General features: G+C 55.0%; 13 protein-coding genes. All 13 read right to left on the bottom strand.

Features of this window, described 5'->3' with window-relative positions; all coding sequences use genetic code 11:
• Positions 1-9: 9 nt before the first annotated feature.
• The gene (locus VMF88_15840; protein HTY12535.1) at positions 10-2055 is read right to left on the bottom strand and encodes an oligopeptide transporter, OPT family; all 2046 of its coding nucleotides are present in this window, start codon (positions 2053-2055) and stop codon (positions 10-12) included.
• Between the two features lie 62 nt (positions 2056-2117).
• Complete coding sequence (locus VMF88_15845) at positions 2118-3020, bottom strand: proline dehydrogenase family protein (protein ID HTY12536.1); 903 nt, start codon at positions 3018-3020, stop codon at positions 2118-2120.
• A gap of 6 nt (positions 3021-3026) precedes the next feature.
• Entirely contained in the window at positions 3027-4700 is a 1674-nt protein-coding gene (locus tag VMF88_15850; protein ID HTY12537.1) for a mucoidy inhibitor MuiA family protein, read from the bottom strand.
• Between the two features lie 7 nt (positions 4701-4707).
• Positions 4708-6057 carry a hypothetical protein gene (locus VMF88_15855; GenBank protein HTY12538.1) on the bottom strand — a complete coding sequence of 450 codons (1350 nt, stop codon included), beginning with the start codon at positions 6055-6057 and terminating at the stop codon, positions 4708-4710.
• 1 nt (position 6058) lies between these two features.
• Positions 6059-6607 carry a spore maturation protein gene (locus VMF88_15860; protein HTY12539.1) on the bottom strand — a complete coding sequence of 183 codons (549 nt, stop codon included), beginning with the start codon at positions 6605-6607 and terminating at the stop codon, positions 6059-6061.
• Complete coding sequence (locus VMF88_15865) at positions 6600-7604, bottom strand: nucleoside recognition domain-containing protein (GenBank protein ID HTY12540.1); 1005 nt, start codon at positions 7602-7604, stop codon at positions 6600-6602. The genes VMF88_15860 and VMF88_15865 overlap by 8 nt, the downstream gene beginning before the upstream one ends.
• 272 nt (positions 7605-7876) lie before the next feature.
• Entirely contained in the window at positions 7877-11305 is a 3429-nt protein-coding gene (locus tag VMF88_15870) for a T9SS type A sorting domain-containing protein (protein ID HTY12541.1), read from the bottom strand.
• A 402-nt stretch (positions 11306-11707) separates the two neighbouring features.
• Entirely contained in the window at positions 11708-12814 is a 1107-nt protein-coding gene (locus VMF88_15875; GenBank protein HTY12542.1) for an ROK family protein, read from the bottom strand.
• A gap of 241 nt (positions 12815-13055) precedes the next feature.
• Positions 13056-14516 carry a sigma-54 dependent transcriptional regulator gene (locus tag VMF88_15880; protein HTY12543.1) on the bottom strand — a complete coding sequence of 487 codons (1461 nt, stop codon included), beginning with the start codon at positions 14514-14516 and terminating at the stop codon, positions 13056-13058.
• A gap of 7 nt (positions 14517-14523) precedes the next feature.
• Complete coding sequence (locus tag VMF88_15885; GenBank protein HTY12544.1) at positions 14524-16026, bottom strand: ATP-binding protein; 1503 nt, start codon at positions 16024-16026, stop codon at positions 14524-14526.
• Positions 16027-16028: 2 nt separating this feature from the next.
• Positions 16029-17354, bottom strand: coding sequence for an extracellular solute-binding protein (locus VMF88_15890; GenBank protein HTY12545.1), 1326 nt, complete (start codon positions 17352-17354; stop codon positions 16029-16031).
• Positions 17355-17593: 239 nt separating this feature from the next.
• Positions 17594-19816, bottom strand: coding sequence for a T9SS type A sorting domain-containing protein (locus tag VMF88_15895; protein HTY12546.1), 2223 nt, complete (start codon positions 19814-19816; stop codon positions 17594-17596).
• 66 nt (positions 19817-19882) lie between these two features.
• Positions 19883-21853, bottom strand: a complete 1971-nt coding sequence (locus VMF88_15900; protein ID HTY12547.1) for a T9SS type A sorting domain-containing protein — start codon at positions 21851-21853, stop codon at positions 19883-19885.
• Positions 21854-22366 lie beyond the last annotated feature (513 nt).

Below are 22366 nucleotides of genomic sequence, written 5' to 3' on the forward strand. Positions count from 1 at the left end.
TCGACATCGCTAAAAGACCGCTGTCGGCGGAGCCGGATCTTCCGGCCTTCCGGCATTCTGCAGCGGGATCTGAACAAGCAGCCAGCCGATCGCCAAAAAGACCAGGAGGCTTACGCTGAACGGAAATGGGAGAAACGAAAAGATGGACGGCAGCGCGTCGGCATATTTGATCTCAAAAAATGCGAGCGCGGCGAACAAGAGGCCAATGAGAGCCTCGCCGGCGATGAGCCCGGCGGCAATAAGAACGCCGGTATTCTCAACCCGTGCTTTCTGGGCGTCGTTGTGCTTCTTCCTCTCGTTCATCCGGTCGACGATTCCTTTGATCACTCCGCCGATGAAGATCGCGAAGGTCGTTTCGAGCGGCAGATACATCCCGACGCTCACGAGCATCGGGCTCTTCACCTGCATCAGAATAAATCCGAGTCCCATCAACATTCCGACGATGATCAACGGCCAGGCCATTTGTCCGCCGACAATTCCCTGCGAGAGAAGAGCCATGAGGCTGGCCTGGGGAGCCGGCAAAGCTTTGCCCCCGAAGCCCGTTCCGCCCGTATTGATATCCCCCTGATGCAACACGACAAGAGGAACGAACATGACGAGCGACGCGATGGCCACGCCGGCGAGATCGCCGACCTGCATTTTCCACGGCGTTCCGCCGAGGATGTGCCCGACTTTCAGATCCTGCAGCATCTCTCCCGCGACGGCCGCAGAGACGCAGACAACGGCAGCAACGCCGAGCACCGCCGCGACGCCCGCCGTTCCTTTCATCCCGAGAGCGACCATCAGAAGAGCCGCAACAAGAAGCGTGGACAGCGTCAGTCCGCTGATCGGATTATTGCTGGAACCGATAATGCCGACGAGGTACCCCGAAACCGCGGCGAAGAAGAATCCGGCGATGATCATGACGATCGTTGCCACGAGAGCCGCCATGGCATCCTGCGCAAAATAGTTGTAGATGAAAAATGTCGCAACGGCGGCGGCCAAAATGCCGAACATGATCCACTTGAAATTCAAGTCTTGCTCGGTCCGTTTTTGAACATGTTCGCCGGTGGCGGCTTTCTTCACGTCGCCGACCGAACGGCCGATGCCCGTGATGAGGCTTTTTCTCATCCTGAACAGCGTGAACGCCGCGCTGACAAGCATTCCTCCGATCGCGATCGGCCTGACGATGAACCGCCAGACGTTGTCGGCCAGCGCGATCCACGATTCGCTCGTCGGAGTGCTGCCAGCAGGCATGAGCGTCGGTCCGATGAAATAGGTCAGGATCGGCACGAAGAGCCCCCATGCCAGCAAACCGCCGCTGAAGTTCAGCGAAGAAAGCTTCGGACCGATGATGTAGCCGACGCCGATGTATGCCGGGCTCACCGCTGGCGAGCTGAGAAGAAGGCCGCTTTGTGCCGTGGCAGTCCCGCTCCCGCGCAGCCCGATCGTCGCTTTGGAGAACTCGACGAATTTTTCCCACGCGGCGGAAAAAATATTGAACTGCACCGCCGATTGGATCAACGCGCCGATTCCCATGGCGCTGAAAAGAAATTGCGCTCCGGTGCCTCCGCTCCTTCCGGCTTTGTGGATCTCGGATGCCGCGACGGATTCGGGAAACGGAAGTTCGACGTCTTCAACCATCACACGGCGGAGCAGCGCGACGAACATGATTCCCAGCACACCGCCGACGAACATGATGACCGTCGAAACAAGATAATGTCCGGCCGTCGCAAAGTCGGGCCATATTCCGGCGATGAAGAAAGCGGGGATGGTGAAGATCGCTCCGGCCGCAACCGATTCGCCGATGGAGCCGACGGTACGGGCAAAGTTCTCTTCGAGGATCGAACCCTTCATCAGGCGGAGGAGCGCCATGCCGATCACTGCGGCCGGATAGGTAGCGGCAATGGTCATGCCGGCCTTCAACCCGAGGTACGCGTTCGCGGCGCCAAGCACGACGCACATGATAAGGCCGATCAACAGCGCGCGGATGGAAAACTCGGTCATCGTAGTTTCTGCCGGAACATACGGCCTGAATGTCGATCCGCCGCTTCCCGTAGATGGTGTCTCAGCCATGATAATCTCCTTTTAGATGATGAAGTTCGAGTCGAAGACGCAGAATGTTAACAAAACAGGAGTTAAGAATCACCTAGAAAAATGCTTTTTGCGACATATCCGGCGATTTGCGGGTTTTCTCTCAGCCTGCGGAGAGAATAAGCATACCACTGCTTCCCGTAGGGGGTATAGACGCGGAGCCGGTGCCCGTCGCGGATCAGCTCATTCCTCTTTTCATTGCGAACGCCGAGCAGCATCTGAAATTCATATTCATTCGGTGAAAATTTCATTTCACCGATCATCGCCTTTGCTCCGTTGATCAGCAGTTCATCGTGCGTCGCAATGCCGACATAGCAGCGGGCGTAAAACAGTATTCTGAGAAGACGAAGATAATTCTGCTGGATCTCTTCTCTTTTTTTGAACGCGATCTCGGCCGGTTCGTTATAGATCCCTTTGCAGAGCCGGACCTTGCATTGTTCGGAGGCAAGTTTCCGGACGTCGTTCTCGCTCCGTTTCAGGTACGCCTGGATGACGATGCCGACGTTTGCATACCGTTCTTTGACGGAATGAAAGACCGCCAGCGTGTCGTCCGTGCAAGTATGGTCCTCCATATCGATGCGGACAAAATTGTTCCTTTCCTTTGCCGCGTCAAGGATCTCTTCGACGTTCGCACGGCAGAATGACGTGTCGATCTTCAGCCCGAGCTGCGTCAGTTTTACGGAGAGGTTCGCGTCGATGGCGTTGTCTGCGATCGCTGCAAGCACGCGCTTGCATTCTTCCCGCGCGGCAATTGCCTCTTCGCGGGTGGTGATATCCTCGCCAAGCACATCGACGGTCGCCTTCGCTTTGCCGGCGTTCAGCGCTTTGGCAGTCCGTATGGCGTCGGCAAGTTCTTCACCGGCGATATAGGGTCTGGCAAATCGGGCAACAACGGGTTTGGGGGTCAGTGGGAGGAGTGAAACGATCAGTTCATTAAAAATATTCATGCAATCTTATTCGAGTCCTGAGATGGTCGTCCCTTGCGGGTATTCAATGTTGAATTTGAGTTTCCAGTTTTTCTTTTCGCCGGGGTTCAACATGACATTCCAATTCAAGAATCCCTGGTCGTCCCGGCGCAATTCCTTCTCTGCCGGCTCGACCTGTTCGACGGTGATCTTTTCGTTCTGGGATACCGGCAGCTGGTCCTGCACGGCAACGTTGAGCCCCGATTTCTTGGTGTTTTCCAGCGTGAAGCTGAATTCGTACGTCACCCTGACATTCTTCGTGAACGTCCCGGTATAGTCGGTGAACCTGTTCACCAGCTTCCGCTCGATCCTCACTGCCGGGTCGACGCCGAGATACACGTCGAAGGATTGATCCGGCAGGGTTGTTTTCATCGCCGAGTTCGCTATGAAGTCATCGTTGGAAAAGACATTGGCATTTCCCGCGAGGAACGGCGCCTGGCTCGTGTTCTTGATCGCCGCTTTACGATAGACATACGGGGAAAGCTTCGGCGTGGAAGAGTAAAAGAACTCGGCATGCATTTTTTCGATCGCGATCGTCGTCCTGTGTGCGGTGTTGTCGGACGGAACGGTCGAGCGGGAAGTGATATGAAACAACGCCGAGGTCGGTTGCGTCTCCACCTCGGCCTCCGGTGTTCCCACGGCCTCCAGCTCACTGGCGGCGTCTTTCTTTTCGGCCCCTTGCGCGGCGACGATCTCGCTGACAGCGGCTCCCATGCGGCTCTTTTGAAGCTGAGGCAGGGGTTGAAAAATATTGAGATACCAGGGACCCAGCTCCGGCTTCTCTCCGCCGACATCCGGACGGGCGGTCGACAACGAGATGTCGGCATCGGTCCAATCCTCTCCGGTATTCTGCTGGATGAATCCGTAGTAGTTCAGTTCGACGTCCTGCGATTCTGTCGAAACCCGCACATCATACTGCGGATACCACCGCGCCCCGGAAACGACGTACGAGGGAAAGAGCCGGACCTCGCCTCCCTTCGTTATCTGAACCTCGACCGCGATGTTTTTCACCGACTTTCGCGCACGCGGAGAAATCTGATTGATCTGTTTTTGCAGCGTCTCGATCTTCCCTTGCAGATCGGTCCGGTCCTTCGCGACTTTCCGCTGTTCTGCAAAAATCCTGTTCAGGTTTGAATCAAAAAACGCCAGAACTTTCTGCCAGTCTTCTGTCGTCGGGCGCTGTACTTTGAGGTCTTTGTCGATATTATCGGCCGTTTGAGCCTTGATTTGCAGGATAAAATCGCGCTCGGTGTTCAGCACGCTAAGCCGGTCGCCGAGTTCGTTTGACTGGGTTTGCAGTTCCTGAACTTTCGCCTGCAATGTACGGACCCGTTCCTCGGGGACGGTGTCGAGAAAAGCAGTTTCGACATGGACGTCTAAGATCTTAGCGCCCGCTGCCTCGCCGGAGACACGGACCGATTGGTCGACCAAGCTCGCTGGAAGGTTGCTGAACCGGAGAAGATAATTCCCGGGCTGGAGCGTGATCTCCCCTGTGCGGGTTACAAGAGCTCTGTCGCTGTATACCGTCACCGAGGTCACCGAGGAGGGAACGGCAACCGTTTCGGCGATCAGGGGAACGCTCAGTGCAAAAATCAGCAGGGGAAAATAAATTCGCCTGGCAATTCTATGAGCCGGAACCAAACGACGGCGGCACAGAAACATTAGATTCTCAGAGAGGAAAAACAAGCGACACCTTCGGCTCGACCCGTTTTTGGGTGGTGAAATAGGTATTGCCGTTCGCGTCGACCACCGGCTCGAACGTCCAGGTGTACAGCATCGACACGATCATGAACGGATACGGTTTGTATCCTATTGAAGCATAGAGCAACGACCGCTGGTCGAGCGTGAAGACGTCCTTGCCGTTTTTGATGTACTTCTTGTCGTAGCCGGCATCGACGATGAAGATCGGGATCATCGATCCGGTGGATGTGCCGATGTGCAACGTTCCGCTCGTGTCGACCTTATCGAGCTTCGAATAGGTTCCGCGAATCTGCAGCTTGCCGAGAATTGCGAACGTCAGGTCGCCGAAAAATCCCGGCTCGGCCGACGTCACGTTTTCGAGCATCTGCGCCTTGCTGGAAAAGACCGTTCCGGCAAGGTTGTAGCGGTCCAGCTCATAGAACGTGTCAAAATAATTTGCGATGAATTCCTCTCCCGTCCATCGGCGTTCAAACTTCGTAAAAATATTGACGAGGCCAAGACCGGAAAAATCGGTCTGCAGTCCGACCGCCTCGCCGCTCCCGAACGAAAGGATCTTGGCATAATCGGCATAGAGCGTCGAGCTGACCGTCGGGACGCGAACCAAGGGGAAGCCGATATCGGCGCCGACGATGTCGATGCCCCCGGTATTCGACGCGGTCGGAACCCCGTTGGCAACGGTGTAGCCGGTGTCCTTCGAATCGCGGCGCAAATCTCCCGCCCAGGTGGCGCCGAGCTCCAGCCCGCCGAGCACAGGAACGGAGCCGATCGTGGTAAACTTCAGCGGATCGACATGCGCCCGCACGCCGACGACTCCGAGACGGCCAAAGTCGCCGTACACGGTCTCGAGACCATATTTGCCAAAACTCAAATCGAACTCGCTGCCCAGACGCCGTGCGTCGTAACTCGGACTGTTATTATAGAGATACATGATAAAACCGTGCCCGAGCTGGGCGTAGTCGAGCGTGCCGACGCGGGCGTAGACATCGTCGCCTTTATGTCCCCAGCGCAAGTAACGGATCATCCGTAGATAATCGTAGGCAGTGGAATCGAAGCCGACTTTGCGGATCTTGTGGTCGGTGCTTCCGATGAGGAGATTGATATCCAGCCCGACGCCGAAATTGCCGAAGGCAAGGTCCGGAGCGATATTGACGAGATAATATTCCTGCCCGTTGATCCAGGTCAGCCCCAGGCCGCCGGCAATCGAGCTCGGGTCCTGTTTGCCGGTCATCGTTGCGAGAGATTTCTGTGCGAAAGCCGAGGACGAAAAGAAAGCAAAGGCAATGACGATGATGAATAAATATTTCATTCCTGTTTTCATTTCAAATACCAAAAAATGTTCGACATATAAAAAGAGCCCCCAGCATTCCGAAAACGTCGGCGATGATCCCGGCCGGAAGAGCGTGCCGGGTATTCTTGATGCCGACCGCGCCGAAGTAGACGGCAAGAACGTAAAATGTCGTTTCCGAACTGCCGTACATGGTCGAGGCGAGAACGCCGATAAAGGAATCCGGCCCGTGGACCTTCATCAACTCCGCCATCAGCCCCATCGAGCCGCTTCCGGAGAGGGGCCTGAGAATCGCAAGCGGAACAGTTTCGGGGGGCATCCCGATAAGATTCGTTACCGGTGCAAGCACGGCAACCAGCACATCCATCGCCCCGCTAGCCCTGAAGATCCCGATCGCGACAAGCATGGCGACAAGGTACGGAATGATCTTGACCGCCACCTGAAATCCGTCTTTCGCTCCTTCGACAAAGACCTCATAGACCTTTACTTTCTTTATGATCCCCCAGCCCACAAAGACGAAAAACATCAGCGGAACGGCGGCGACTGAAATAATATTGATAATATTTCGGAATAGTTCAACCATGGGCCGACTCCGTTCCGTGACCGGCGGCGGGGAGCTCATTTTTGTAGCGCGGGAGCCGTTCGAGGATCTTCACCGCGACAAGGCCGGCAATAGTAGCGCATCCTGCTCCAAAAATAGATGTTCCGATGATGATCCCCGGTTCGGCCGACCCCTGCGCCGCTCTGATCGCGATGGCAGTGGCAGGGATCAACGTTAACCCGGCAGTATTGATGACAAGAAACGTGCACATCGCATTCGTCGCCGTTCCCAGCTTCGGGCTGAGCTTGTTCAACTCTTCCATTGCTTTCAAGCCAAGCGGCGTCGCCGCGTTATTGAGGCCGAGCATGTTCGCGGCAATGTTCATGACCATGGCGGCGATCGCCGGATGACCTGCCGGTACATCCGGAAAGAGCCGCGAGGTCAACGGCGTCAAAAGCTTCGTCAGGACGCTCAAGAGCCCGGCCTCCTCGGCGATTTTCACGATCCCTAACCAAAGGGCCATCACGCCAATGAGCCCGAGCGAGATCGTGACGGCGGTATCGGCGTAGTCGAGTGCAGCCTTTGTGATCGCCCGTATCTTGACGTAACTGATCTTTTCCAGGAGAAACGAAATTTGTGCGGAGGCTTTATCATCCGAAAATTTAATGCTGTTGATCGTTCCAAGCAGCTTATTGGTGTTTCCGGAATTTTGGGCCATCGCTATCCAAAACTTCGGAGATGATTCGTCGGTGAGAATTGTAATGGTTGTCCTTCCGGAAGCAAGCGTCGTCATCTCTACCGGTTGATGAACCTCCGATGATGCCGATGCGGTTCCGTAGAACCGGTTAAACGCTTCGGCGGGAATGATCAGTTCCCCCTGCCATGTCTGCCGCAGCGCGGTTGGAGTCTTTTCAACGCGCACAACCGCGTCCAAAGGAATCCCGTTCCGATACGTGTTCTTCACCTCATCATTAATATCGCTCCCCGCACCGACGAGCAGCCCGATGACAATGAGCGACATCCAGACGTAATTAAGCATATGCTAACGGATGATGGAAAATTGAGGATGGAAAAGGGGGATTGCTGTTCTGGCACCCCTTCCCAATGTATTTAGAGTCCGGTCCCTTCATGCATTCTTTTGTGCGACGCGGTGTTGAGTGCAAAGCCGCAGTGATAAAGAGGCTCTTTGCGGAAAAACTGGGGTAATATAGCTGATTTAGAAAAGCGAATCAAGGAGTTTTGGTACAGCGCAATGCCGCGTCTGTGGAAGCGCGCGGCATTGCATTCTAGACGAAGGAGAGAATGGTCGATTTACTTCAACATCATCATTTTCTTTGTTGAAGTGAAATCGCCGGCAGAAATGTGGTAGATATACATCCCCGAAGCGACCTGGGCTCCTGTTTCATTCCTTCCATCCCAGATCACTTGCTGATAACCGGCACTCACCCGTTGATTGACCAGCGTCCGCACTTCACGGCCGAGGACGTCGTAGACCTTCAACGTCACCATCGCGTCTTTCGGAAGCGCGAACCTGATCGTGGTGGACGGGTTGAACGGGTTCGGATAATTCTGATCGAGCGCGAACTCCTTTGGCAAGCTGATGACGTTATCGAGAACGCCGGTCGGCGAACCGATCATCAGTTTATAGCGCGCTCCCGGTCCCGCCTCCGACGGCACGGTGTTCGTTACGGCCACATAATAAGTGTCAGCAACGGTCACCGGATACGAGAACTGAGCGTCGGAACCGTCCGTCACCGAGACCGACGTGAGTGCGGTCGAGAACGCACTCTTCCTGAAGAGTGACACCTGCACATGAGTCAGCGTCGACGCGGACTTGAAAGATTTTGACTGGACCAATGGGGTGATCGTCTGGCCCGTCGCCGCCACGATGCTGAAATAATCCCAGTCGACGCCGGGAAGTCCGACGCCGGGATCGAGCGTATTGGCGGTGTCCGAATAGTTGAAGCTTGCCGCCGTCACGAGATTGAAGAACCCGAATGCCGGACCGTCGTTCGGCTCGCGAAGATCGGTCCCCGGACCGGTCCGCGTCATCAACTGATACGGGCCGGTGGCGTAGGTGCTTCCGTTCTTGCTGCCGAGCACCCGCACGTAATATTTCCCGGGCGTGGTGATGTTGTACTCGAGACGGTCATTGATGTTCCTGTCGATGAACGAGAGCTGTTTCCCTGCGCTGTCATACAAAGCCAGAGAGAGATTTGTCGTGTTGGCTGAATCGACCCCGTCGACAATAAGATGTCCAGCCGGAACCTGATAGACGAAGTAGTCCGGATCGCCGGCGCTTTTCGAGAGAGAACCGCCGGCAGGTATACCGAAGGGAATTGGCGTGGCGGTCGTAAGAGTGTCGTTCGGCTCGACTTCCATTTGCATTCCGCCGACAACAACACCTCCGATGCCCACGGCAAAGGGGTTGCCGCTGTTGAACTGTCCGTTAAGTGCGATCGGCGTGAGCGCCGGTTTCAGCACGGTGAAGGTCAGAACAAACAACGGTCCTGACCCCGTCAGCGCCGTAGAGCCGGACGCCGAAATATTGACAAGGCCGCCGTTCGCCGGAGTCGCAGAGAAGGTGAACCCGCTGCTGATCGTCCCGGCCGCAGTGGCTCCCTTAAACTTCAGCTGCGTCGAATCGAACGCCGCCGAGAAATGGTACGAAAGAACGCCAAGACCCGTCACTGTATCGCTGACCGCCGTGATGTTCACGTCGGTACCGGCCAAGCCTTTCGTCGTGTCCTTTAACGCAACTTGAACTTCGCTTTGGATATCGTCCATGTTGCGCAGGAAGATCTCGTATCCTGAAGTGTACGGCGATGAAGCGGCAAATTGCGACGCGACGCCCGTGACGGTGAACGGCTGACGCGGGGTCGGAGCGCCGTTCCCATTGCTGCCGGTCGGAATACGGAACGTCAGCGAATCGAGGCCGTTGTTATCTGTGATCGTAAGATTCGTCCCCCCCGCGCCCGCGGCTGGCCATGCGAGAGAAGAGGGCGTTAACCGGACGTGATGGATCTGGATGAGTGAATTCTCGAGCTGTTCACCCAGACGGTCCCAGGCAAGATCATGGCACGTAATAACTCTCGGAAGAGGCAGGGTCGCGGGGCCGTTGTCGGTCACATCCAGGTGGCCATTGTAGAGTTGAGATTCAATTTCTATAGATCCTGAATATTGATACAGCTGTCCGACGATCGTGTAGCTATGTCCCCGCCGGATCCTGTACGGCGTCAGGCCGTAATCGTAAAAATCCATCCCCCCCTGATCGTCCTGCAGCATGATGCTCGAGTAATTGCCGAGCACGCCGATCAAGCTGTCTTCCATAATATCGACGCCGGTCACGCGCAGTCCGTATCCATTCCAAAGAATCGCTCCGGTCGTGGTATCTTCAGCACGCGTGGAGTTGAGAGCCATCTTCGAAACGCCGGCAAAGTATCCCGCGCCGCCGCTGACGAGCGACTCCGTCCCCATCACGTCGGTGATGTCCACTTTATAGGAAACGCGGGCGCTGTTCGTGTCGACGGCGCCGGGGATAATGCCGAACCAGATGCCGTTCAGCGAATCCCCCGAGAGAACGCTCATCGGGACAACGGACCCGACGGTGTCGGGGGCCGCCATATAGCGCAGGTTCGCGGTCGCGATCTTCTGGATGTTGACGATGGTCGCTTCCACAGTGTCAATCGCGCCCGCCATCGGCACGTAGGGATATCGCGTAAACGTCTTCGCGATGGCGTACGATTTCTGAGTACTGTAAGAGCCGATGGAATTGTTGGTGCTCAGGACGATGAAGGAGCTGTCGGCCGGGTTTAAGAGCGCCTCGCCGAACGTCCCGCCGTTTGCTTTGGTCCCAAGCGACGGTGTCAGGGCCGCTACAAACGGCACGCCGGAGACCAGCCCGTTCGTGATATCGAGGATACGGGCTGTTGAGGGATTCACGTTGCCGTCAAAGGCAAAAATGTATTTGCGTCCGTAGAGCTGATAGTAACGGGCGCTCGTGGCGGTTACCGCCAGGGCGCTCGAGGGAACCGTATCGATGGGTGTCCCTGTCGTATCGAATTGTATGGCTACCTTGCCGCTCTTCTTCAGCCAGAACGGGCCGAAGCCGTCGGTCATAGGGGCGATGGAAGTCGCTCCGTTCGAAGCGGGAGCGACGGTGATCGTTTTTCGCAGAACGAGCGTCGTATCGTTCGAGAGCTGGAAGACCTGCACCGGGGAAGTGGTTCCGTTGCCGCCGAGGTAAACGTATGTCTGCGTGCCGGATCCCGTCACCGCGAGGGCGTCGCCGAGCTGCGGTCCCTTCACGGAATCGTTGAATGCCAGAACCGGTTTCGCCGTCTCGTTCGCCCACACCATGATGCGGACCCGCCCCGCTTTCTTGTTCACCGTCGTTACTTCATTCGCGACGAAGATCTTTCCGTCGTCCGACACTCCCACCTTGAAGAACGGCTTATTCCCCGTCCACGTATAGAAACCGGTCGTGTCGAGCTGGCCGAGAACAGCGCCCGTTGCCGCATCGAGGATCGTGATCGTCTTGGCGGCCCGGGAAGCAAAGATAAGGTGATTCGTGGCGGCATTGAGCGCCAGAGCTGCGCTGTCTGAAGCCGACGGGAACCAGGAAACCCCCGACGTATCGCTCCACTTCTTCTGAAGCGTCTGCGCTTGTGCTGTCGGTGCAAGCACAATCAACAGACATGCAAGCAGCGACAACACAACTGTTGTAGCACTTTTTTTCATAGCGATTGTTCCTTAAATAAGGTTATGAATGTGGTGAAATTGATTTCGTTGTGAACGACTGTAAAAGGACTACGGCTTGTTCAGCGTCTCGATTGGATTGGGAAAAGGATAGAACCAACATTGGAAGATTGAAAGTACCAGCCGCTGCATTGTTCCTCCAAACGCTCTCTACACCCTCACAGCATCTCCGCCAGGGCGTTGGTTGTCACTGAATGAAATATGAAAAAACGGGGTTTGAGAAGCAAGCTGAAAAAATCAGCCGTACTAGCATTTCAGGCTCCGCTTCAATGTAGGAGGGCAATGTAATGAGTGTATTAAAATTTTGTTGTGTAACTGTTACAATTCACGCGCAAAAAAACGTTGCATTGTAAGGCATCCGTTAAGTGCTGAATCTACAGCGGGTTACTTCTTGTCGAGCGCATGGAGTGCAAATGCATACGCTCCGATAGCCACCGCCTCATTCGTACCGAGTTTTGAGATGCCGACACCGATCCGCCGCAGCGGGTCGTATTGTACTTTCTTCTCTTTTCCCGGAATGGGAATTTCCTTCTTTTCCCCGGCTAAAAAGATCTCCCGTTCCCCGGCCTCTTCTATATTATAGACACGCACCTCGAGCCGGGGGAAGCTTTTTTCCCCTGGCAAACGGTACATGCTGTTCATCTCGGCAACGAGCGCCGGCAGGAAGAGAGCATGCGCCCCCGAAAGTCCCCCGCCGATCACCGCCAGTCCATCGACGAGCGTGAGCGCGTTGGCGAGGGCGTCGCCCACAACCTCGCCAAGGCAGCGGTATGCTTCGCGCGCGGCAGAAACATCGCCGTTCGTCTTCCCCGAACCAATTTCAAAGATCTCTTTCGGCGTGGGCGCCTGACGGACTTCGATCCCGGCGCGCTGTGCGTACACGCGCTGCACCGCGCGGATGCTTGCCCCCTCCTCGGCGTTGATCGCGGGGTCAAGTTTATTCCGAAGAAGCCAGATTTCGCCGGCGCCGGAATTATCGCCGATGAACAATTCGCCGTTCCGGACAATACCTCCGCCGAATCCGGTACCGAGCGTCACGCCGAACAAATTATGAAACCTCTTTGGGCTGCGCGCTTGTTCCAAAAGGCCGTTCACGTACGGCAGAAATCCGGCGATCGCTTCGCCGTACGCAAAGAGATCGCCGTCGTTGTTGATGAACACCGGCAGGCGGAATTCCTCCTGAAGCATCGGACCGAGGGGCACTCCGCCGCGAAATGCCGGCAGGTTCCCCAGATCTCCGATGATTCCCGCTGGGTAATCAGCCGGACCCGGAAAGGCGAAGCTGATCGCGACGGCGGGCGAAGGAAGCTGTTTCTTGATCTCTGAAAAGCCTTGGACGATGGTCGCGAGGCATTCACGGAGGTTATCGGCATGAGATGGAAACGTGACCGGCTGGACGATCTCGGCGTTTCCCCGGATAGCGGAAAAAACGAAATTCGTTCCCCCTGCGTCCAGCGTCATGACGATTCGCTGCTCATGTTGAAGGTTCATTTCGTCGACCCTTATTGTATAGGTGCCGGGGATTTCCTGGGCGAACCGAAAGCCAGGAATGAACTATAGGCGAGATGCCCTAGAGCGGCATTTGGTTTCTTTCTTTTGCCAAAGGCATCCCTTCGGGGCTCAGGAAGAAAGGAACATTGTGAAACTGAGACTTCGTCGAACATATCGGAACGATCTGCAGCAGTGAGCGCGAGTGATGATGATCGCCGACCCTTCTGATCGACAATTTTCCTTACTTCAACCCGAGTTCTTTCAGCATCCGGTAGAAATTCGAGGGGGCGAGCCCTAATTTTTCAGCGGCGTTGGAATCGGAGCTTGAGATGCTCCGCACATACTTGAAGTACCGGATGCGGAACATCTTTTCCATTTCAGGAAGGGGAAGCACCTGCCCCGTGGATAAATCGTCGAGCACCGATTCGTTGGTTCCCGAAACAGCGTTCTTCATGACCATATGGTTCGTCACGTCCTTCGCGGTTATCTTGTCGGTGCAATTCAAGACCAACCGCTGGGCAACGTTCCGGAGTTCGCGGACATTTCCCGGCCATCGGTAGTTCATAAGAATCTCCCTCGCCTTCTGTTCCGCGGGAGGGGGCTGAATATCGATGTCCCTGCTGAAGTATTCGATAAAGTGGTCGAACAGCAGAAGGATGTCGTTCCCCCGTTTGCTGAGGGGAACGATGTCGATCGGAATGACGGCAAGGCGGTAGTACAGGTCTTCGCGGAACCGTCCTTCGTTCACTTCGGTTGTCAGGTTCTTGTTCGTCGCAGCGATAATGCGCACGTTCACGGTCAGACTTTCTTTTCTTCCGATTTTTTCGATCTCCCCCTCCTGGATCACGCGGAGGAGTTTGACCTGCGCCGGCAGCGGCAGCTCTCCCACTTCGTCCAAAAAGATGGTGCCGTTGTTGGCGATCTCGAACAGTCCGGCTTTCATGCTCATTGCGCCGGTGAACGCTCCCCGCTCGTACCCGAACAGCTCGCTTTCGACAAGGTCGTGCGGTATGCTTCCGCAGTTGATCGGGATGAACTTTTCGTAGCGCCGTTTGCTTTTCAGGTGGATGTTCCAGGCAACAAGCTCTTTTCCCGTACCGGAGGCCCCCGAGATAAGGACGTTCGCCTCGCTCTTGGCGTATTTTTCGATCACATCGCTGAGCTGCACCATGGGCTTTGACTCGCCGATGATCTTCTTCGATTCGAGCAGGCTCTCGTTGCTCTGTTTGAGCCGCTTGTCAGACTTGAGCTGCAGCTTTTCGAGCTTCTTCCGCTCGTAGGCGTTGACAATGCTCAGGATGAAATCGGTCGGCTGGTAGACATAGTCCTCGATGTTCCCCGGGTACTTCGTGCAGTACCAGTACGCGCCGGCCTTCAGGAGATTGTTTGCGAAATCGAAATCGGTGGTATTGATCGTCATTTTTGTAATGACCACGATCTGCAGGAACGGGTCGAGTTCCTTCATCTTCCCGATCAGCTCTTCGCCGCGCAAACCGCCCGAGATCTGGTAGTCGAGGATCACGACGTCGTAAAAGTCCGGACTTTCGCGGATCTTGTCCAGGGCGGATTTGCCGTTCGAAACGACGCTTTCCACCTGGATCCGCGTCGTCGACAAGCTCACCGTTTTTTTCACGCGGGCGACGTCGAAATCTTCGTCTTCGACAAGCAAAACTCTGATCGCCTGAGGGCTATTCGTGCTCATACTGCTCCTAATTTTTTATCGTCAGCGTAAACCTGCATCCCCCTTCGGCCCTGTTCTCCGCTTCCAGCTGCCATCCGCATTTGCCGACGGCGAGCTGGTGGGCGATGTAGCATCCGTACCCCGAGTGCGTTCCGATGTTCGCTTTCGTCGATTCCTGCTCGAGGAAGAGGCGCCTGATCCCCCTCGGCCCCGGCTCGAGCAATTCCTCCGCAATGCCAATGCCCGTATCTTCGATGACGATCTCGGAAAGGTTTCTTTTCGCGTCGTAGGCGGTCGAGACCGTAATAATGACGAAATCCTTGCTGGCGTGGTCGATGCTGTTCTGGATGAGCGGTTCGAGGATCTCCCAGACGATGAATTCGTTCACGCGCACCGGCGGCAGCGACGGATCGAGGCGGAGCTTGATGTCGAACATTTCATTCTTGCTCGAGACGCGGAGAAAGACATTCTGGACGATGAACTCGATGAGCAGGTTGATGTTGGTCCGGAACATCGGGTTGACGATGGTATTGATATCCTGGTCGTACCACTTCATGTCGTAGATGATCCGTGAGATGAAATTGGAATACGTGATCACACGCTGTTTCAGCTGGCTGAGGTTTTCGGCGTTCATCATCCGCACGTCGTTCTTGATGAACCCCATGATCTTTTCGGCCTTGTGGTTCGTATGGTAAATCCGCTTCGTGAAGAGCGATTCCTTTTCCAGCCGGATCTGCTTCTTGAGATTTTCTTCGTGCTCGATAAACAGCTCTTCCTGGGCCTTGTTCCTTTCTCCAACGGCGCGTGAAGAAATGATGAAGATCGCCATCAACCCGATGAAGATGAGGGCCAGGAATGTCAGCGCCACTTTGTCGAAGCTGGACTGAATTTCCGTGGTCAGGAATGCGAAATCGGGAGTGATGCGCATGTACATGACGCCGAGGTACTCGCCGTCGGGGACGAACGGAACGAGCACGTCGAACGTCTTTTCGTTCGATACGGCGCTGACGATCTTCTCCCTCCGCCGCATCTCGTCCTTCTGCGCGAGGAAGAATTCGAGTCCCTGCCGATGGCTGGTCAGTTCCCCCTCCTCCACCGGCGGCAGTGTGTTGTTGAAGAACGCCTTCAATTTTTGCCCGCTGTCGATGATGTAGAGTCGGTGATTCTTGATCAGGATCAGGCAGAGGTCTTCTCCGCTCCGCTGGATGAGCTGCTGTTTGAAGATCACGTTGAGCGAGTAGGCAAGGTACAACTCGGCGCTGTCCTGCTGGACGCGCACCCGCTGCTGGCGTTCGTAGATCAGTTCGACGTTCGTTGTCGTAACAAGCGCAAGGCGCTCGGCGTAATATTTACGGAACCAGCTTTGCGTTTCGCCGAGGAAGCTTTCCAGGTTCTCTTTCTGAAAAAAGACCAGGATGATCTGGAAGGTGATCAGCACGACAACCATGACGACGATGTGGCGGATCTCAAAACGATACCGCGAGAGTCTCGTCTTCACCGGTTCCGGAACTTTGGGGATCTTCCATTCCATGGCTACGGCGTCAGGCTTCTTTCGGATTCGATGGTCGCGTCGACGTTCTTCACCGCCTCGTCGACGCCGATGGTTCCTTTGATGGCGAGGTAAAAATAGCGGGACATGATTTTCGAGTCCTTCGTGTATTCTTCCTGGCTGGGACGATGCACGCCGATCTTCAGGAGGTCGACGATCGTATTGATCTCAGGATATTTGCGGAGGTACAGCGAATCGCGGTAGAACGAATTTGTGACCGGAAAAAATCCCCCCTTGGTGTAGAAAATTTCCTGCGACTCGTCCCTCAGCAGAAATTTTATAAAATCGATCACCGCCTCCTTATTTTTGCTCGATTTCGGCACCATCAGGTTCCATCCGCCGAACACCGCCGCCGGCGTTCCGCCGGGATAACAGGGGATGGAGATCCGCCGCAGGTATTTTTCCTTCACCGTGTCGACGGGAGATTCTTTGAAATCCCTGTCGTACGTATTCCATCCGTGCAGAAAGAGGCCGTCGTTTTTTATGAAGTAATTGTAACTCGGCACCTCGGTCAGGTCGCTGGCAATGGCCGGCGTCGCGCCGTATTTGTGGACGAGGTTGACAAGCAGACGGAGAGCATTCTTGGCCTCGGGCGTATCGAACCGGAATCCGATCGTCGTAAAGTAGTCGGGCTTTTCGCTCAGGAGAATTTCGATGTAGCAGCAGATCAGCCCCTCGTAATCCGATGCCGGGAAGAGATAGAACGGATAGCTGTTCTTACGGAGCTCCTGTTTGATGTTCAGAAAATCGTTCCATGACATTCTCTTCTGGATCCTTTGGAGAAGCCCTTTCCCCCGGGCCTCCTTTGCCAGCAAGTCGGCGCGGTAATAGATGACCGCTTCAGCGATATCGAGCGGCATGGCGACAAGCTCCCCGTCATGATAACAGGAGCTCAGCGCGATGGGAGTGATCCGCTTCCGTTCCTCGTCGGTAAAGTACTTGCCGAGGGGCTCGCACCATTTTGCAAACCTCTGCACCCAGATGACGTCGACTGCCAGAAGGTCGATCCCACCGTCGTCGCCGCGCAGCGAGCGGGCAAGAATTTCTTTGCGTGTGTCGGTGCTGAAATCCGGGTTGGGAAAGTCGATCGGGACGACGTTGACCTTGCCGGCGTGAGCTTCGTTATACTGGTCGATGAGGATGCGGTGCGCTTCCGTCATCCTGTCCGCAAAATAAAACTGCGTTACGTGGTCGGTCGGACGCTTGAAAAGAAACGCAAAGATGGCAAAATAAATAAGCGCGATCGTGCAGAGAACTGCAATGCCCCATGCCTGATTGTTCGAAGAAATTTTATCGTGTCCGGCTGCCATGAACCAGCGAATGCGCAATGAATAGTGAATCTATCTTATTTCTTTTGTGCATGAGATGCAACAATTATTTCGCGGGAGCAATCCGACAGGCCGAATCAGTACGTCTGGATCAATAACGGGTATGTTGCCTCGACTCCTTTTCACAACAATAGGCGCGGAGAATGTTCCGTGCCTATTGCCCGCATTGTTCTGAAACTGCCGCTGGGTGCAATGAAGCGTGGTACCCGAGCGCCGCTCCGTTACTTCAGCAGCATCATTTTTTTGACCTGCGAAAAACTTCCGGCTTCGATCCTGTAAAAATACATTCCGCTTGCCAGCGCCCGCGCGTCGAACTGCACGGTGTATTCTCCGGGATTCTGGCGCCCGTCGACCAGCGTTGCCACCAGGCGTCCTAAAACATCATACACTTTCAGGGTCACCGGACCGGCCTTCGCGATCGAATACACCAGCGTCGTCGTCGGGTTGAACGGGTTAGGATAATTCTGCGACAACGCATAGACCGCAGGCACCTGGACGGCCTTCTTTACCCCGGTGGTAACAAAGCTGCTGGGGACAGCAAGGTAATCCAGGTACATCCAGCCCCAGCTCATCTGTATCTGGATCGTATCGATCCCCTTAAAAAGATGCACGTAGGCGGTCTCTTCGAGCCAGGCCGTCGTCGAACCCGTGAACGTGACAGTATCCTCAGGAACACTATTCACGTTGACAAACTGGGTTTTCGGGCTCTGGTAGGCAAGCTTGTAGCCGAACGCGATGGGATAGATGCTGTCCGCAGGCACACCGCTGACTGTCCAACTGATCGTGGCAATCGAGGTGTCGGTCTCGATGTCAACATATTGTCCGCCGCTTGCCGAGGCATCGCTCTTCACGGTCATACCAGGTCCTTTTCTTATCGCTTTTTCCGCTTCAAGCCGGGTAAGGGGGGGCTTGCCGACGATCAACTGCACAACGGACGAGACGTTCCGGTGTCCTCCGTGGTTGGTGGCTGCGGCTGTCAACGCGTAATTGCCCGGAGGGATGCTCTTCCAGGTGAACGAATAATAGGACGTATCAGAGACAACAGAGAACGCGGTGCGAACGCTCCCGATCTTCATCGTGTCCTCGACAAAGAACTCGACCGAATCGACGGCAAGCGTATCATACACCGACACCGTGATCGTCAGCTGCGTGCTGTCGGGATACTTTGCGCCGTTCGGGGGGGTGAGGATGTTCACCGCCGGCCAGTCGAAGCCGATGCCGTGTACGTCGACGGAATTCCGATGGTTGTTCCAGACGGACTGCAGACCGGCGAGGATATCGGCGTTTGTCGAGAATGTGGGGTCGGTCCAGGACCAGGGCATCGCCCCTGCATAACCGAGCGAATAGAGCGTATCGAATAGATTACTTTTTGGAACGCCGGGGGGATTTCCTTCCCCGCTTTCCATCGCAAATTCCGCGACGACGATCGGCTTGTCGAGCCCCCAGACGCTCGCCGGATGAATGAACGGGCACGTGGACAACGGCGTCGAAGTCGAATAGTAGTGCACCGAATAAAAATCGAGTATCCCGGCAGAATCAGCCCCCGCCGCGATAAGCTCGCTGTTGGAATAATAATTCTTGTTCGTCAATGTCGAGAGGTGGTCGAGATAGGAGATGACCTCATCCGTCGTCATCGATGCCCGATACTTCCGGTTGAATTGCCGGGCGATCGATTCTTTTTCGGCAACGTTTAACTGAGAAAAGGCGGAACCGGTTTTCTTGAGAGCAACAGCGGGGGTGATATCCGACAGAGCTTCAAAACTCCACGAGCCGCTCGTCACAAGGGCGGAAGAATCAGCGCGATGGATCGCGCCGCTACATAAGTTGATGAAACGCTGGATCACCGACATCGGCACATGCTTGGTGGAGCTCCACCCGAACTCGTTGCTCATCCCTTCCGGCTCATTAAAAATTTCCCATGAGAGAATGGCGGGATGGCCTTTGAGAGAGTCGATCATTGGGATCAGGCATTTGTTGATGTAGGTGTGTGTGAAGGCAGTATCGACGAGGAGCGAGTCATTCCGGTTCAGCACCGCGGCGCTGTTCGATGTGTTCAGCATATCGAACGACCAGAGGCAGATGTTGACGCCGATCTCCCGCTGCCAAGCGATGTCCAGGATCTTCCGCATGTCCGCGATGGTCCTGGCGCCCGGCCCCGTTACATGTCCGGTCGAATCGAAGGCGGGAGTGACGGTGCCGTCGGTATGCAACCACCACCGGACAGAGTTTCCGCCGGCGTTATGGATGGCCAGAAGGATCTGAGCGAAGGCCACGGTGTCGGGCGATCCTGTTCCGACGTCGCTGGCGTACTGAACCCACGCCAGGTTCGATCCGTTCAGAAAAAGCTGCTGGTTGTTGTAGCCAACCGTCGCAGCCTGCGCCAAAAGCGCATGCGGAAGTGCAACGAACGCGATCAGAATAACACTCCGTTGTACAGTGTGCATAGCATCCTCTCCAATGATCAGTGACTGACGATGAATTGCGATGGCGGATCGAATACGCCGGCAAAATTATTTCAACAAGAGCATCATCCTTGCGCTGGAGTATCCCTCAGCCGAAAATCTATAGATGTATTCGCCGCTGGGAAGATTCCGGGCGTCGAACCCGACGCTGTAATTTCCTGCCGCGAGGTTCTCGTTCACCAATGCGGTGATTTCCCGCCCGAGGATGTCGTAGACCCTCAGCACCACTTTGGCACCGCGCGGCAATGAAAACTCAATTTTCGTCGATGGGTTGAACGGGTTCGGGTAATTCTGTCCCAGCCTGAAGCCGCCAGGGACGCCTTTTGTTTGTTGGACCGCAACGGGGCTGCCGGTGACTACGTATGATGCATAGACGATTGCCCATTCCCCGGAATGATGCGCGGCATACGCAGAATCATTCACATCATCCCATAGCAACGAACCGACCGGATATCCATCAATCGTAGAGATGACGGAGTTTTGTCTGAAGTTCTCTGACAGGTTGGTGAACTTCGCAATTCCCAATTGATCGCCTGCTGCCAGCTGCGCTAAACTGGTAATGGTATCCGTGTTCACTCCGTTCACAACGCCGGGAAGCGTCGTGGGGCTGTAGTCGCCAAAAATGTATTTACTGTGGAGGATATCGTTTGCCGATTGCGGATACTTAGGATCATCGTATTGATATTGATTCCATTTCGCCATTTGCTCCACCACCGATGCATCGATAATGCCCGGAGTTTGTGTCCCAGGGTTTGCCGTCGATGTGTGCCGTTCAATAAATCCGCCGGCCGGCGGCCCGTACATGGTAAAGAGCCTCAGAGTTCGCGGGTTCATCCATTCGCACGGAATGTTTTCTACCCGATATACTCCCGGGTAATACCAGCGCAAGTACGAAAGAGGGTATGCGCTGCTGTCAATGGCGCCGGGAGTCGTATTGTAGTACCCGGTGATCAGCAACGGGTCATAATAATTCACGTTGTCCGAAACATAGATCTGCATTTTGTCGGGGGCCAATGCCGCAGTATTCGAAGCGTACCGCGCAGGCAGCACTGGCGCGCCGTTCACATATGTCAGAGTATCGACATTGATCGTGCTGTAGAATTGGCGTTCGACAGGATCCTCGAGCGCCACCTCGTTCGTATCTTCGCCGGCCCAATTCTGGTTGATGAATATATTGTTCGTCACGAACAATTCCCGATGGTATGGTGAAAGGAGCCAATCTTTCTTGTTGTTGACGATCGTGTTATGGTTGAAATACCCGAAATCCAACAGCGCATTCTGCTGAAGAAACGTCAACCCGCCGCCGACCACCGTTGTGTTTTCAACCCACAACGTATCGATCGGATGCTTGCATTGGAACACCCGCGATCCCCACCATTGACTTGCATTGAACATATTCCGAAAATACGAGTTTGTAATGAAGAATCTCGCACCGTACGGCCATCCACCGATAGCGCCCGATTCGTTCGTGCAGTCGAAGAGGTCGATGTTGCAGAATTCGAACAGGCAGCTGTCGATGGTCAGCGACTGGGGGAGCTTGTTCGCGGTGCCGCAATAAAACAACTCGTTGTTCTGATAACCGTTCATCTGCATCGTCTGGTACTGGATATTCACCATCCTAAGACTGCCATACAGGCAATTCACCGCATTGTTATCGATCGCAACAGTCCCCCCAACTTTTGACTTGACGAGGATGATCGGTTTTGACCTCACCGTGGGGCGGGAGGGATCGGGGACCCCCGCGATGGTCAGCACTCCGGACGGGTCGTAGACATTGATCGGCGCGGATTGGTAGTAAACCTGTCCTTCAAACAGCCCGTAGACTCTCTTTGGATTTATCCTCGTTCCATCGGCGGCGGTATCGCCGTTGATTGTTGCCTCGAGAGCGCCGGCATTTTCGCCCCCGGCAAACGTCCCTCCTGAAATATAGATCGTATCCTTCGAGGCCGCGACCTGGGCGTGCAAGTTAATGACCGCCACAACAGTTGACAACGCAAAAAGAACGAATACCTTTTTCATTATCCCCTCCCTGAGCGATATCCGCTGAGGCGATATCAGGTGGTAAGTTGAATAACTGATCTAGGTTCAACGATGAATTGCAACGGCAAACCCTAGATGGGCCGGAGAGCATGCAAACCTCGACGAAGCGGTTGGAGAACACTCGCGTGCTGACTTGCGGCGATTGGGGTGCACAAGTGTACTTTCGCTGGTCGCTGTTGTATTATTAAAAACATCTTCATGCGCAGACGGTGTAGGACCTCCACCTACGGTGACCATCTCTCCGCCTTTGATCCGCCGATGACACGGTCGCACGATGTCTAGAAGCCTAATTCTCGGCAAGAAAGAGAATTCACTGTACCCGTTACCCGGTCTCAGAACAGATAGGAGATCCCCAGCTGTGCATTCAACCCGTAGGTTTGTTCGCTCGTCGGCAGATGCCCCGACGTCCCGTTATTCCCGTTGTAGTAATTGAGATAATAGTTATCGATATGACTGTTCACGTTCGTCACATCGGCAAACACCGCCAACTCT

It is taken from the genome of Bacteroidota bacterium, assembly GCA_035506275.1.
Classification (GTDB): domain Bacteria; phylum Bacteroidota; class Ignavibacteria; order UBA10030; family UBA8401; genus JAGVPT01.